Here is an 11,065-nt window from a genome sequence, read left to right as displayed (position 1 = left end):
GAAAGTCGAAACTTTTTCCACGCTTTCAAGGGGACTGTCCCCAATACTAGCAATTTGCTAAAGGATGGCGGGAGATTGAACTTAACGGTTAGACAAGTAAACTGAGGTCTGTCTTTAGTTATTAACAAGTGTTTTGTATGTAATTATTAATAGTAAAATGCTTGACTTATAGCTTGATTTATTATATTATTAAGTCAAGCAAGTTTTAAAGTTTTAATAGCTCAATGGCAGCAATCTTTAGAACTACTAACGCAGGAAAGATACGACATCAAAAACTTGGCACTCTCTACACGCCGAACTAAACAAAAGGATTTTTATCATGTCTACACAAGAACTACTGACGTTTCTGTTTAACGCGATCGCATTAGGCTTCATAACCATCGCATCAATAGATTTCGGCACAAGATTAGTTATCGCCTACAAACAAGTTTCCATCGCTTTAGACTTCCCCTTAACTAACCCTCAAGAGCCAAGCGGTCAATTGCCTCTAGCGGTAAAACAACAAGAATTAGGTCAACTGCCCGACCCTTGGTTACTGCCAGTAGCGGAAAACCCTTTACAGTTGCGGTTTCCGTCCCCAGAGTTTTTCAAGAGGGAAGACAAAGCAGAAATAGTATCCAACATCTTGGTGGCTCAGAAAGAACCAAAGCATTTACGATTGCTACCTCCAGCTAAAACCATCGATGTTTCTAATCCTGAACTTGAGGATTTGTTGAGAGGGATTGACTTAAATGAGCTAAAGTTGCGACAGGCTAGAAAGATAGCGAAAGCACTGGGTATTGCCCAGAAAGTCAATGGGCGCGACCAGAAGCTTGCTTTCTTAGTTAGCCAAATAAAGGTTAAATTACAGCAAGCAAAAGCAGAGATTGTTGAAGCAGTAAGGCAAGAATTACTCGCTAGTTAAATATTTTTTAGTAGGGATGCTGCTAAAGTAACATCCCTCTTTTTCAAGTAACCTTTTTACCAAAACTATAAATTATGAATCTGCACCAAGCCTTCCAGATATTTCTGTCATACTTCGCGGTTGACTGGCAAGCAATGGACGTTCAAAAAATAGCAGAAATAGCCAAGTCTGAAAACTTAGATATATTTTTAGAAGCCCAAGAAGACTGCGAACCAGGTGAAGTATATTACTGCACGGTTCATGGTTTTCGGAGCATAGACGATACGCGCTGCGAACTAAACCAATTTGTCGTCACAAAACGCGGCTTGGGTTTTTCAAAAGGGCAAGATTTGCCATACATTTACCGTAGGGGTAGTACGTGGTTTCCGCCTCAACTAATTGTTAAAACTGCACGTGAGTCAGCAAGCAACTATGGTTATGCTGTTGCCATAAAGCTGCCGTATACTATTGCAGGGATTGGTCACGATTATCCTCAAGGAACGCTAGTGGTCTGCTTAACACTGGAAAATGAGGAACTAGCTGAAGGTTACGCTAATGCAATTAGGCTACCAGTTGACTACAGAAGGGTTTACGTTGAGGACTTGGAGATGATGCCAGACAACGATTTACTACCACTTGACAACGGTGATATTTATATTGAGCATATTGATATGCTTGATACTGAGTATGCGGCAATGCTAGTGGATTCCCCCAGGTTTTAGAATGCGAAAAATAGTTTTGTTTTTGCCTGCGGTGGTTATTCCCTTAACGTTTCAAATAATGTCTTCAGGGCAACCATTTTCTACCACAACGGTTGACACTCAGAAACCTCTGCCACCACTCAACCTACTGCCGCCGACTACTCCAGTCGCCCCTGCAACTAATGCTCCCCATCCGCCAACCTCAGCGAAAAAGCAGCCTCAAAAAGTAATCGTACAAAAGCATCCACCAAAAGCTAAAGTCCAAAGCTCGAACAAAAAAGCAAATTCACGCCACTACACTGCTCCAGCTATTGAGATTAGGGTTGCGATTGCCTACGGCAGTGCTGGAAGCAATCGCACAAAACGTTAGTAGTATTGCGATAGCGCAAGCGCGCACGCAGGGCTTCGCATCCTCAACAGAGGCAAACATTATCGACGGCAACAGGCAAAGTCTAGAGCCGCTTTCACCTGGTCAATCATTCCAAGTCAGCGCCAGTAATTCGACTATCCTTTTTCAGAATTGGCAGATACCTTCGCTTCTATGGATTGAGCCAACTGATGGTGGAGTGGTATTCGTCGGCAATAGCTGGTACAGAGGCAAGTTACTCCTGATAGCCCAGGGAAATAAGTTACTCGCGGTTAATTACGTGGATTTAAAGCAGTACCTCCTATCGGTTGTGGGTAGCGAAATGTCCGCCGCCGCACCGATGGAGGCACTGAAAGCCCAAGCTGTAGCAGCGCGTTCTTATGCTCTTGTACATACTTTTCGCCCAGCTAACGGGTGGTTTGACGTAACTTCCGGGGAAAGACACCAGGCATACAAAGGAATTGCCACTGAATACAATAAGCTAATAAGCATTTAAGCTGCAATATGATGATTATTCCCTTTATTCTTGATTTGGCGATGCCACTTAATCACTAACTCGCCTTGGTTTAGCAGCCTATCCAGTAGTAACTTCAATTCATCTACTGATTGAAATAGACGATGAGCAATGTATTCCTTACACGAATGCCAAACTAATTCAATAATGTTGTAGTCAGGGCTATAAGCTGGCAAAAAGTCTAAGCGAAAGTTAGTCAGTTGTTTGGATAATTGACTCAAAATATCTTGGCGTTTATGAAAACTAGCATTGTCTAGAATTAAAATAATCCTAGGTCCATGTGCCTGAAAATCCTCCGAGCGATTTCCTTTGTTTACCCACTCTTGTTTAATTAATTCATTAAATTGTTGCAGTTGCTCCAGAAAGATATCTGCATTACCTTTTTTAATAAAAAAACATACTCGCTTACGGTCTGATTCTCGAATTGCTCCCATTACATTTATTCGACCACGGCAGCGTTGCCCCGTAATACTTTTACGTTGTCCTTTCTTACCCCAATTTTTTCGACGAATCACACGTAAACTAAAGCCACTCTCATCCCAAAACCATACCTGCAATAGTTCTGGATAATCTCTTGCTATTACTAAGTAGTCACTAAGTCTTTGTCGAAACAAAGCTCTCTCTATTGGATCTTGTTTGGAGCTTAGGTCATATTTCGCCCAAGTATAACTATACTTTTTTCGCTTTAATATCCTCCTAACTTGAGAACTACTTAACTTAAGCCCAGTTGCCATAGTTAAGTATGTAGCTAATCTCTCTGCCGTCCATCGACCAAATTCATAACCTAAATCTGATGGTGATTGCTCGACAGTTTTTAATAGTAGTTCAATATACTCAGAAGTAGCTTTTCGGTAATGTTCATACTCTCGTTTGTTATGTAAGCTTTCCAAATTGTCTGGGTCTCCATGCATACACCAATAAGCCACTGTTCTAGGCGAACAACCCAAAAATCTAGAAATTTCTTTTTGTGTTCTGCCATCGTTTTGAAGTAAAATAATTAAAATTCTTTCTCTAACGTGCGCTAGTTCGCTCTCTTTAAGAGCTTTCTGTAACCCAATGACTTGCTCTGGTGTTAAAAAGTTTTTGGCTGGTAGTGGCATAATTACTTTTCAGTTATTTTACCTTTCTATTATGCAGCTTAAATGCCGATTAGCTTACTACTCATCAGGCGGTTAGCGAGACAGCCGGGGAAATCCTTAGTTCTCAGGGTGGGGTAGTTGAATCGCTTTATGCGGCAACGCAGGAAATTGTCGATAGGGCGCACAAAGGAGCGGGAATGAGCCAAACGGGAGCTTATGCTTATGCGAACCAGGGGTATGATTATCGCCAGATTTTAGGGGTGTACTATCCTGGGGTAGCGATCGCGAGGTTGGAGTCGAAGCGGTAATTTTTATTTCCAAGTAGCTGTTTTATTTAAAAACTATGATTAACAACAGTCATCTAGTCGTAAATTACATTCAAAGAAAGAAGACGTAATTCAAATATTACGAACTGGCTTAATCGCCAGTTTGATCGGGCTAGTGTTAGCTTTTTTAGCATCTGAAGTAACTGTTATTGCGGTGCTATCGAAAGTTCTAGCTTTTCCTCAAGGAGTTGCCGTCTATAGACCTGAAAATGTTATTCGTTCCCTAGACCTTTTTGTAGTTTTGGCAAACGTCAATCTAATTGGCGCTCACCTTGTAGGCAGCGCTACCTCACTTGGGCTGCTTAACTGATTAGATCAATAGCAAGTACAGAACAAGCACATCTAAACGTAGTATGCAAATAAGGTAGTATAGATGTTTGGCATTTTGTTTAAAGTAAGTTATAGCCATGGATAGATGAACAGATAAAGAAGCAAAAGTTTAAATTGTGCAAAATAACAAGGAAACTAAGCCTTGTAGGAATTAACTTGAGGAGGAAAGCAAATGAAAAATTGTCGTGTAATATTTTCAGGATTGGCTGCCACAGTTTTGACCCTTCCTATAATGACAGCGTGTCAACCAGCACTGACAGCAAGCGCAACAACGAATACATTGGGAGCCGTCCTAGTACAAAACACAACAAAAACCAACAACCCTTGTTCAGTGCATCTTTGGGATGGTAAAAACTTTACCGATAGCAATATTGTTATCAAAGGTGCGGGTCGGTATAGCAATTTACGCAATCTTCCTGGTGCAAATAATAAAGATTGGGGAGATGAAGCTGATAGCCTTAAGGTAGGCTCGGCGGCAACTGTTAAAGTTTATAAGGAAGAAAATTTTAAAGGCACTTTTGTAACCTATAATTCCAACACGCAGCAGCCCAAAATCAGCGAAGAACCGAGTTCATTAGAGATCGTCTGTAAGTAACTTTTGCTTATAGTTATTATCGCTTCTCCCCTTGTTGAATGAGTAAGTGTACTTTAACCACTAGCTGCTCAACTACAGTGTCATCGGTGCAATAGGTTCAATATCAGGATCTATTCCACCGACTTGATTAGTTCGCAATACCCATGCCGAGCCACCCTGCCTGATAAATGCTTCAATTACTTCATCGCTGGTGAGACGAGGTAGAATCGTGCGCCAAGTCAGTAAACTGCGAATTATGTTTTGCAGTGGATTGTCCTCCAAAGTGCTACCTAATACCTCAGAGCGATCTTTCCAATCTACTCGTGCCGTTCCCCAAGGTAATAGCAGACGTTTGAGATCGAGTCCTAGCCTTTCTAGCTGCTCCAATCTGTACAACTGTTCAGGATGTTGTTGTTTCCACTCCTCGACGTTTGGGTGAGAACGAATCGACCTAGCTATTTGCTTCAGTGCCGCATATAAAGCTTGATTGGCATCCTGGGTACAGTTGTTAGCTGGTCCTACAAAAGTACCGCCTGTACCATCACCAATGCGATAGCGAGCAGCCATAATTTCTAGTTGATGGATCAATTGGTCTAGAGGCAACCTAATCCCACCATCCTGGGTTTCGTAATCACCAGTAAATCCATCAAGATCGACTATGGTATCGGCAACTGGACGCAAGCCTAGCTACCCAAAAGAGCGGTCGCCCATATAACGCGACCAATGCAAGCTACCTGCAATTAATCCATCAGTATTATGAGTATAAATTTGGTGATAAACTATCTCAAACCGCAATTCATCGGTTAAAGGTTCCCTTACTACCTCGGCAATTCCGTAAGCAAAGTGACCGAAGTAGAGCGGACTTTTTGCCTTGGGTTCGGTTTTTTTACCACCAATTCCACCATATGCGAAGAAGTGTAGTTGCCTGATTCCTTAACTCCATAAGTATTTATACTTATTGCAAAACTGAGATGCTCCCAAGTCATCCTCCAGTACAGCACACAATTCTCCTCCTTTCGCTAAGATACAGCACTGTGTTGAACTATCATGCGCGATGTTTTTTTAGGAGCTATTGTTTGTATGGAGCAGCATTTATTGAAGTCTCAGCCAGTTTTAAACCAAACTGAATTTTAAGAGGACGGTCTGAACTTGCCCTGATAGAAATCAGGAGAGGTTTGGCTATAGCCAGTGCTTTGGATAGGTTCGTTCTTCCGCTAAGTTATTGAAGATTACAGCACAGAGTACCAAGATCATCGATCCCTCAAAAGCAGGTGTTAGCAGAAATTGCCAATCTGGTTTTGTCATCATCACGACTAAAGCGACGGCTCCTGAAGGCGGATGTAACGTTCTAGTAATTTGCATAATGGCGATTGCACTTGAAACAGCTACTCCCATTGCCCAAGGCGAAGAACCCAAAAGTTGTAAAATGATTAGACTGACCAGAGCCACTAAGCAATTGCCCCCAATCACGTTTCGAGGTTGAGCCAGAGGACTATCTGGCACGCCAAAAATCAAGACGCTTGTTGCACCAAAGGGAGCCATGAATAGAGGAGAATTCGTTTTTATTGCAAGATAGGAAGTTGCAGTGATCGCCAAAAAACTCCCGAACCAACTCCAGAAAACGTGCCGATGAGGAGTTCTCTCTACTGGACAAGCTAATGGGCATGATCTCCATCGACCCAGGACTTTAAACCAATAACTTTCCCATTTTAACAAAACCTTTTTGACATTGATCATGAATAAGTTGCTCGGTAGCCGTCCTTTTCGAGTTGCTTTGTCTAGACCTGATTAAGGTTAGGATATCATGACATTCTTCAAAAAAGCTAATAGAAAGTATCAAGAAATACAGATTTATCTGCTTGAAAACCACAAAAAGCACACACTAAAGCTAGTGTCGTTGCCAATGTCCAATTTTGGGCGGCGGCTGCACCAATTAGGAAAGAAACCAACAACACTACATAAACTCCATGTTCTGGGGAAAATGTCGGGCGATACCATGCCTGGGTGTTAGGTTTGGTATTGCTAGTTGTATTGACGGTTTGAGTCATCGTCAAATTCTCCTGCTCTAGAATGTTTTATTAGGCTGCGATCATCGCTCAATCTCTTTCACGAGCAGCGACAACTAAAGGTAAGCAAAGAGCAGCGATCGCTTTCTGCCACTGTTGGCGAACGTGCGCGTCTTCGATTCCATCAAACAAGCTTACCAAGCGGGGAACAGATGTTTCTAAAGCCAGACGTGGAACGGGTTTATGTAACTCAACTAGATTGCTCAAGCTTTGCTCATTGTTGACGAATCCAATTACCCATTTTGTCGTATGATCTGGACTATCGGGAACACGCTTAACCCCCAATTCATTTTTCAGCCAGTTGTAAAAAGGCGGTAGTTCTTTGGCTAAGACGGCTCCTGCTGTGGGTAGAGTTTCCTTCAGTAAATTGATGTCTAAGCTGTCTAGCTGTTGCTTAAGTTCAGGTGAATTGAGACACTCTGTTAGCGGTTTTGAGAGTAACGTTTCTACCTGAACTTGGGGTAAATCTAAATGTTGGGCGAAAGTTGAAATTATTGATTCCATTGTTCAGAAAAAAATTAATTAGTATCTACTTTTTCGGAAAGCGTTAACAAAAACGCCAATTTGTCTTCAGACTTTAATGAGTGGGGAGCATTGGCAGGTATAAATACGAAAACACCTGTTTCTAGGGCAATATCTTGTCCCGACAAAGTGAGTACACCCCGTCCTTCAATCACATTAGCAGTGGCATTTCGAGTAGACTTATGCTCAGAAATCTCCGTGTTAGCTGCAAGACACAAGAGCGTGTGTTGACAAGCTTGATCTTTTAGCAATACTTTATTGAAAGTTCCAGCATCACGATATTCAATTTGTTCTCGCAATTGGGTAACGAAAGATGAGTTTGTTGTGTTTTTAGAAGTCATAGCAATTTTTAATTTTGGATTAATGACACTACTAGGCAACAGCACACAGAATGATGTAACCTAATTCATTACGATATTTCTGGAAAACAGAACGCATTTCTAAAACTCTTGTGCGGGTAGATTCGTGAGTCAAAACATTACCCAAAATCCAAATTGTATCTACAATGCCTTCATCTTGAAACATTCGTCTCAAATTCAGTAAAGCTATTCCCATTCTTCGTCTGTTAGGCTGCTAGAGTATGTCATGGCTGCTGAATATAGGTTTTGCCGTCACTGTACTTCGAGACGGCAAAAGATGTCAAATGGGTTCTGTAAAGCCTTAGCTGGGTTCTAGCAAGTTTACAATCGCCCTCACTAACGCCTCTGGCTCAACAGGTTTCGTGATGTGAGATCCAAACCCTGCCTGAAACGCTTTTTGCCGATCAAAATCTCTCGCGTAAGCCGTTAGCGCGATCGCCGGAATTGCCCCTCCTTGATCGGTAGGACGAGAGCGAATTTGTTGCATCAGCATATACCCATCCATCTGAGTCATACCCACGTCGCTCACTAGCAGATCGGGAATAAATCGATCAAGTACCTGCAACGCCTCGAAGCCAGAAGCAACGGTTGTTACCTTTGCCCCGCTCTGTGACAGCACAAATGCTTGAAACTCGCAAGTATCGAGATCGTCGTCAACGAGCAGAATTTGCAGGTTGCTAAGGGGAACCTGGGTGTCCACGCTAGTGCGGCTCGGTTCTGATCCAGTCGGAACTGCCTGTTGCATGAGGGGCAATTGCACTGTAAAGATTGCGCCTTGATTCTCACCCAAGCTTTCTACTTTGACCATCCCGCCGTGCATTTCGACAATTTGCCGCACGATCGCCAGCCCCAACCCTAGCCCACCAAATTTACGAGTAGTTGAGCCGTCTTCCTGCCGAAAATACTCAAACACAGAAGGCAGAAATTGTGGTTGAATGCCCTTGCCAGTATCAATCACCCGAATTTGAGCAAAACCATCAGCTTGCTGTAGTTCAACCATGACTTGTCCGCCATTGGGTGTGAACTTAACCGCATTTGTGAGTAAGTTCCATACCACCTGCTGTAAGCGGACATCATCGCCCCAAACCAGAGAGATTGTGGTGCCTAGGTCAATCTGTAGTCCAATATTCTTCGCTTGTGCTGCCAAACGCACCGTTTCAACGGCAGCAGAAATCACAAACGTCAAGTTAACAGGAGCGGCTGTTAAGGACAATTTGCCCTGTATGATGCGGGAGATGTCGAGTAAGTCTTCGATCAGCTGCAATTGCAATTTGGCATTGCGCTCGATTATTGTTAAGGCTTCGACTTGACGGGCGCTATCAAGTTTGCCTTTTTGCAGCAGTTGTGTCCAACCTAGAATCGGGTTGAGGGGCGATCGCAACTCGTGCGACAGGACAGCCAAAAACTCATCTTTGATCCGGTTGGCAGATTCGGCAGCTTCCCGTGCGGCTTGTTCTTGCGCTAGCAATTGTTCGCGCTCTTGCTCGATGCGCTTGCGATCGCTAATATCACTCGCCTCGCCGAACCATTCAATAATTTCACCAGCACTATCGAGTAAAGGCACAGCGCGTGAGTAAACCCAGCCCAGTGTGCCATCAACTTGACGAATGCGGTGTTCTAGCTCGAACAAACGCTTGTTCCCGACGGCTACCTCAAGTGCCTCTAATACGCTGGCTTGGTCATCTGAGTGAATATATTTTTGCATCCAATCAGAGATTGGCTCGGATGTGTTTGCGATCAAATTGCCGCCCTGAAGCTCGTACATCTCGCTCCAATCAGCATTCATGCGATACAGCACATTGGAACTGGCACTAATCAGAGTGCGAAACCGCCCCTCGCTCTGGTTATTACGCAATGTGTTGTTTTTTACATTCAACATTTCTGCTATTAACATTGTCATGTTCTCTTGTTCAGTTTTTGCAAGTTGAAGAATTAAGATTTTTGCAAAGATTCGATCGGGGCTTGTCTAATTTCAGCTTTGTCAATTGAATTCTGTAAGGGCTTCTGAATGCGGCGAGAGAATCCCCACACAAACAACAAAGCAATCAGAGTTACCATTACCCATTCTGATGGCACGAGGTCAGGATTGATCACCCGTAATAATAACCGCAATCCAACCAAAGCAACTGCAAGATACCCTGCATCTGATAAATGGGTGAATTCTTCTAACCATCGAATGAATAACCCCGCCAGAAACCGCAGCGCCACAATTCCGATCGTACCGCCCAAAACAATTAGCCAAAGTTCCTGAGAAATCGCGATCGCAGTCGTCACACTATCTAAGGAGAAGGCAAGATCCGTCAAAGCAATCAAGGGAATTATTTGCCAGAGGGATTGAACTTGCGTGGGAAGATAGTTCCCGTCTGATTGCTTCCTTGTGAAATACTGCCAAGCTAACCACAAGAGATAAAGCGCTCCTGCAAGTTCAACTTGCCAGAATTGAACAATCCAGGTTGCGCTTGCAATCAAAATTATTCGGAGAAGATATGCAATTGCCAGTCCAATGTTTAAGGCGCGTCGTTCTAGGGTTGGGTGTTGTAATCTTTGGGTCAATGCTGCAAGTGCGATCGCATTATCGGCTGACAAGACTACCTCCATCGCCACAAGCACAAGCAGCACTAAAAGCGTTTCGACTTCAATATTGAATGGAGAGTTGAAAATTTGATCCAGCATGAATTTGATTTCACCTTTGAAGTAAATGCAATAGAATCTCAGAGATTAGGCGGGAAGTTTGATTAACTGGGTCATATACCCCGCCCTTCGCCATGCCATTACTCCGCCTTTGAGAACATAAACATCACAATAACCGCGTTGAATCAATTGTTGCGCCACTCTAAAGCTTCGCTCTCCCGATAAACAAGTGACTAGAACAGCTTGAGTTTTGGGAATGTCTTTGAGCGAAATCGCTTCATTCAAGCGCTGCGCTCTCGGAATAATGCTAGTCACATATTTTGGATTCTGTACATCAATGATCAGGAGTTTCTTTTGGCGATTCATTGCCTCCTCAACTGTTAATACTGTGGGGCAAATCTGCCTCTGAACAAAATTTATTTGAGTTTTCATTGATTTTTCTCCTAAAAGTCACAGGGGTTAAGAACATTGGAAGTGCGACTAGACTAAGGCGGAAAAATTAGCTCAATAATAATGAAATTAGCAATGCAGAATGGAGATATGCAAGATAAGTTTATTGACACGGTAACGTTTAAATTTCAAAATAAGTGTTATATCAATGCGATCGCAGCGATGACCAAAGCCGTACAATTGTGATAGCCCATATTCCGATCGCGACTCCAGCAAACAATAATAAATACCATGAGCGTGAATCATTTAAAACTAAAAAGTAA

16 protein-coding genes and 2 pseudogenes are annotated in these 11,065 nt (G+C 42.9%); 8 read left to right on the top strand and 10 right to left on the bottom strand.

Annotated features, from left to right (window positions below; all coding sequences use genetic code 11):
- Window positions 1-319: 319 nt before the first annotated feature.
- From C7B70_RS15935 to C7B70_RS28820, 4 genes are all read left to right on the top strand, one after another.
- Window positions 320-904: a hypothetical protein gene (locus tag C7B70_RS15935; protein ID WP_106370001.1), complete on the top strand. Its 585-nt coding sequence runs from the start codon at window positions 320-322 to the stop codon at window positions 902-904.
- A gap of 74 nt (window positions 905-978) precedes the next feature.
- Window positions 979-1,605, top strand: coding sequence for a hypothetical protein (locus C7B70_RS15930; RefSeq protein WP_106370000.1), 627 nt, complete (start codon window positions 979-981; stop codon window positions 1,603-1,605).
- 1 nt (window position 1,606) lies between these two features.
- Window positions 1,607-1,954, top strand: a complete 348-nt coding sequence (locus tag C7B70_RS27850; protein ID WP_233220960.1) for a hypothetical protein — start codon at window positions 1,607-1,609, stop codon at window positions 1,952-1,954.
- Window positions 1,926-2,447 carry a SpoIID/LytB domain-containing protein gene (locus tag C7B70_RS28820; RefSeq protein WP_369831889.1) on the top strand — a complete coding sequence of 174 codons (522 nt, stop codon included), beginning with the start codon at window positions 1,926-1,928 and terminating at the stop codon, window positions 2,445-2,447. Before C7B70_RS27850 ends, C7B70_RS28820 begins: the two co-directional genes overlap by 29 nt.
- Here C7B70_RS28820 and C7B70_RS15920 read toward each other — a convergent pair.
- Entirely contained in the window at window positions 2,444-3,565 is a 1,122-nt protein-coding gene (locus tag C7B70_RS15920; RefSeq protein ID WP_106369998.1) for an IS630 family transposase, read from the bottom strand. The genes C7B70_RS28820 and C7B70_RS15920 overlap by 4 nt on opposite strands.
- 56 nt (window positions 3,566-3,621) lie before the next feature.
- Between C7B70_RS15920 and C7B70_RS27840 the strand changes: the two are divergent.
- The 3 genes and pseudogenes from C7B70_RS27840 to C7B70_RS15905 all read left to right on the top strand — a co-directional run.
- A pseudogene (locus tag C7B70_RS27840) lies at window positions 3,622-3,852 on the top strand (sporulation protein SpoIID); the annotation flags it as partial.
- 61 nt (window positions 3,853-3,913) lie between these two features.
- A pseudogene (locus C7B70_RS15910) lies at window positions 3,914-4,180 on the top strand (DUF3611 family protein); the annotation flags it as partial.
- A gap of 192 nt (window positions 4,181-4,372) precedes the next feature.
- Window positions 4,373-4,795: a hypothetical protein gene (locus C7B70_RS15905; protein ID WP_106369996.1), complete on the top strand. Its 423-nt coding sequence runs from the start codon at window positions 4,373-4,375 to the stop codon at window positions 4,793-4,795.
- Window positions 4,796-4,867: 72 nt separating this feature from the next.
- Here the strand turns inward: C7B70_RS15905 and C7B70_RS15900 are convergent, their stop codons facing one another.
- From C7B70_RS15900 to C7B70_RS15860, 9 genes are all read right to left on the bottom strand, one after another.
- The gene (locus C7B70_RS15900) at window positions 4,868-5,455 is read right to left on the bottom strand and encodes a hypothetical protein (RefSeq protein ID WP_199192300.1); all 588 of its coding nucleotides are present in this window, start codon (window positions 5,453-5,455) and stop codon (window positions 4,868-4,870) included.
- A 498-nt stretch (window positions 5,456-5,953) separates the two neighbouring features.
- Window positions 5,954-6,316 (bottom strand): HPP family protein, encoded by a 363-nt coding sequence (locus tag C7B70_RS15895; RefSeq protein WP_233220959.1) that lies wholly within the window; start codon window positions 6,314-6,316, stop codon window positions 5,954-5,956.
- A 281-nt stretch (window positions 6,317-6,597) separates the two neighbouring features.
- Window positions 6,598-6,822, bottom strand: coding sequence for a YwiC-like family protein (locus C7B70_RS15890; RefSeq protein WP_233220958.1), 225 nt, complete (start codon window positions 6,820-6,822; stop codon window positions 6,598-6,600).
- A gap of 48 nt (window positions 6,823-6,870) precedes the next feature.
- Window positions 6,871-7,344 (bottom strand): hypothetical protein, encoded by a 474-nt coding sequence (locus C7B70_RS15885; protein WP_106369994.1) that lies wholly within the window; start codon window positions 7,342-7,344, stop codon window positions 6,871-6,873.
- A 14-nt stretch (window positions 7,345-7,358) separates the two neighbouring features.
- Window positions 7,359-7,703 carry a cupin domain-containing protein gene (locus tag C7B70_RS15880; RefSeq protein ID WP_106370003.1) on the bottom strand — a complete coding sequence of 115 codons (345 nt, stop codon included), beginning with the start codon at window positions 7,701-7,703 and terminating at the stop codon, window positions 7,359-7,361.
- Between the two features lie 31 nt (window positions 7,704-7,734).
- Window positions 7,735-7,917, bottom strand: a complete 183-nt coding sequence (locus tag C7B70_RS15875; RefSeq protein WP_199192299.1) for a hypothetical protein — start codon at window positions 7,915-7,917, stop codon at window positions 7,735-7,737.
- Between the two features lie 105 nt (window positions 7,918-8,022).
- Complete coding sequence (locus C7B70_RS15870; RefSeq protein ID WP_106369993.1) at window positions 8,023-9,621, bottom strand: PAS domain-containing hybrid sensor histidine kinase/response regulator; 1,599 nt, start codon at window positions 9,619-9,621, stop codon at window positions 8,023-8,025.
- A 32-nt stretch (window positions 9,622-9,653) separates the two neighbouring features.
- On the bottom strand, window positions 9,654-10,394 hold the full coding sequence (locus tag C7B70_RS15865) for a hypothetical protein (protein ID WP_106369992.1): 741 nt from the start codon (window positions 10,392-10,394) through the stop codon (window positions 9,654-9,656).
- Window positions 10,395-10,439: 45 nt separating this feature from the next.
- Window positions 10,440-10,784 (bottom strand): rhodanese-like domain-containing protein, encoded by a 345-nt coding sequence (locus C7B70_RS15860; RefSeq protein ID WP_106369991.1) that lies wholly within the window; start codon window positions 10,782-10,784, stop codon window positions 10,440-10,442.
- A gap of 81 nt (window positions 10,785-10,865) precedes the next feature.
- On the opposite strand from C7B70_RS15860, the gene C7B70_RS28400 reads away from it, so the two are divergent.
- Window positions 10,866-10,988, top strand: coding sequence for a hypothetical protein (locus C7B70_RS28400; RefSeq protein WP_255409344.1), 123 nt, complete (start codon window positions 10,866-10,868; stop codon window positions 10,986-10,988).
- The last annotated feature ends 77 nt before the right edge of the window (window positions 10,989-11,065 follow it).

This window comes from Chlorogloea sp. CCALA 695 (assembly GCF_003003885.1).
Classification (GTDB): Bacteria; Cyanobacteriota; Cyanobacteriia; order Cyanobacteriales; family Chroococcidiopsidaceae; genus Aliterella.
This window is presented reverse-complemented; position numbering and strand designations above follow the sequence as displayed.

Excerpts from the sequence above, each read along its gene's own strand:
- C7B70_RS15865 (WP_106369992.1), bottom strand. The coding sequence starts at position 10,394 with ATGCTGGATCAAATTTTCAACTCTCCATTCAATATTGAAGTCGAAACG.
- C7B70_RS15890 (WP_233220958.1), bottom strand. The coding sequence starts at position 6,822 with ATGACTCAAACCGTCAATACAACTAGCAATACCAAACCTAACACCCAG.
- C7B70_RS15930 (WP_106370000.1), top strand. The coding sequence starts at position 979 with ATGAATCTGCACCAAGCCTTCCAGATATTTCTGTCATACTTCGCGGTT.
- C7B70_RS15875 (WP_199192299.1), bottom strand. The coding sequence starts at position 7,917 with ATGGGAATAGCTTTACTGAATTTGAGACGAATGTTTCAAGATGAAGGC.
- C7B70_RS15870 (WP_106369993.1), bottom strand. The coding sequence starts at position 9,621 with ATGACAATGTTAATAGCAGAAATGTTGAATGTAAAAAACAACACATTG.
- C7B70_RS28400 (WP_255409344.1), top strand. The coding sequence starts at position 10,866 with ATGAAATTAGCAATGCAGAATGGAGATATGCAAGATAAGTTTATTGAC.
- C7B70_RS15895 (WP_233220959.1), bottom strand. The coding sequence starts at position 6,316 with ATGGCTCCCTTTGGTGCAACAAGCGTCTTGATTTTTGGCGTGCCAGAT.
- C7B70_RS15880 (WP_106370003.1), bottom strand. The coding sequence starts at position 7,703 with ATGACTTCTAAAAACACAACAAACTCATCTTTCGTTACCCAATTGCGA.
- C7B70_RS15920 (WP_106369998.1), bottom strand. The coding sequence starts at position 3,565 with ATGCCACTACCAGCCAAAAACTTTTTAACACCAGAGCAAGTCATTGGG.
- C7B70_RS15885 (WP_106369994.1), bottom strand. The coding sequence starts at position 7,344 with ATGGAATCAATAATTTCAACTTTCGCCCAACATTTAGATTTACCCCAA.
- C7B70_RS15860 (WP_106369991.1), bottom strand. The coding sequence starts at position 10,784 with ATGAAAACTCAAATAAATTTTGTTCAGAGGCAGATTTGCCCCACAGTA.
- C7B70_RS15935 (WP_106370001.1), top strand. The coding sequence starts at position 320 with ATGTCTACACAAGAACTACTGACGTTTCTGTTTAACGCGATCGCATTA.
- C7B70_RS27850 (WP_233220960.1), top strand. The coding sequence starts at position 1,607 with ATGCGAAAAATAGTTTTGTTTTTGCCTGCGGTGGTTATTCCCTTAACG.
- C7B70_RS15905 (WP_106369996.1), top strand. The coding sequence starts at position 4,373 with ATGAAAAATTGTCGTGTAATATTTTCAGGATTGGCTGCCACAGTTTTG.